The sequence below is a fragment of the Pantoea sp. Tr-811 genome (assembly GCF_011752535.1).
GTDB lineage: Bacteria > Pseudomonadota > Gammaproteobacteria > Pseudomonadales > Pseudomonadaceae > Aquipseudomonas.
This window is the reverse complement of sequence record NZ_VWXJ01000054.1, coordinates 1-1,356: the sequence shown is the minus strand read 5'-3', so window position 1 is coordinate 1,356 and position 1,356 is coordinate 1. Positions and strand designations below refer to the sequence as shown.

Here is a 1,356-nt window from a genome sequence, read left to right as displayed (position 1 = left end):
CAAGCCCGCTCCTATGTATGGACTCGCCAACATTGTCTAGCTGCTTTTGAACATGGTTACCCGGTTGCATCTATGTATCAGGCCTGTTCGAGGAAGCTATTCGCTTCTGGCCATCATCGGGGTGAGCTCGCAGTGTGCCGATTACATTGAGGCCACAAGGGCCCGTAGGAGCGTAGGCATCTTTCTGCGACGGTCTTACCAGGGGTCGATGTTCACTAGCAGGGGTTGGGGCGCTCGCGCCCCGGTGGCGTAACTCGGTTGGTCAGAGGCTCATAGCAGCCTCCGGACGGCTGTTTGGCTTGTGTTGGTAAACCTGATCGCTCTGCAGCAATGACCAGATGATTCGCAGATTTCGATTGGCCAGTCTGATCGCCGCCTCCTTGCGACCAAGGCGAGATAGCCAGCGCAAGAGGCGGCGATCGTCTGGCTGATCGGAATCAGGTTTCAACTGACTCAAGACAGCATGCGCACCCTGGATCATCAGACTGCGTATGTAACCATCGCCTCGTTTACTCATCTTGCCCAGCCTGACTTTGCTGCCGCTACTGTGCTGGTCGGGTACGATTCCGAAGTAAGCGGAGTACATGCGACTGCTGGCAAAGCGGCTTGGCTCTGTCTGTTTCGCCACGATGGCGGTGGCGATGATTGGGCCGACGCCACGAATCGTGATTAGTCGCCGTGCGACGCCGTCGTCCCGTGCCGCAGCTTCGAGCCGCCCGCTCAGCACAGCGATGCGCTCGCCCAGATAGCGCCATTCGGCCAGCAACTCATCGAGCAGCTCACGAAGCATTTCTGGCAAGGGCAGAGATGCATCTTCAAGCACTCTCGGTACGCGCTGGCTGATTGATGCATCGCCTTGAGCCAAGGCTATACCGTGCTCAAGCAACAAGCCTCGTATCTGGTTGCCCAGAGCCGTGTGCCGCTTGATGTTGCCACGCCGCACACGATGAAGGGCCTGAATTGTCAGCGATAAGGTGCTTTTTATCGGCACTGAAGCGATGCTGCTATCACGACCGGCGCGAAGAATGGCATGAGCATCGTTGCGATCATTCTTCGCTCCGCTGCGATGTTCGGCTACTCGCTGTGCGGGCAAAATTCTTACAGGATTGCCTTTGGCCTGCAGCAGCCTAGCCCAGGCTTGCGCGCCGGGACCGCTTTCCATCAGCACTGTGACGGTGGTCGGCAGTGTACTCAGCAGATCATGAAAAGCCTGACGGGACTTGATACGGGCCTCGTAGATCACGCGGCCCGTGCCGTCATCACCCGCAAGCTGAAAAACTTGCTTGGCCAGATCAACACAGAGGTTTTCGCACAGATTTACATCTGCACAAGGCGCACAATCGTGTTTCGTCGTAA

The 1,356-nt window shown here is 57.2% G+C and carries 1 protein-coding gene; it reads right to left on the bottom strand.

Translation table 11 applies throughout. The features are described 5' to 3' along the window. Nucleotides 1-262: 262 nt before the first annotated feature. Entirely contained in the window at nucleotides 263-1,315 is a 1,053-nt protein-coding gene (locus F3J44_RS29365; protein WP_167278000.1) for an IS110 family transposase, read from the bottom strand. Between the last annotated feature and the right edge of the window lie 41 nt (nucleotides 1,316-1,356).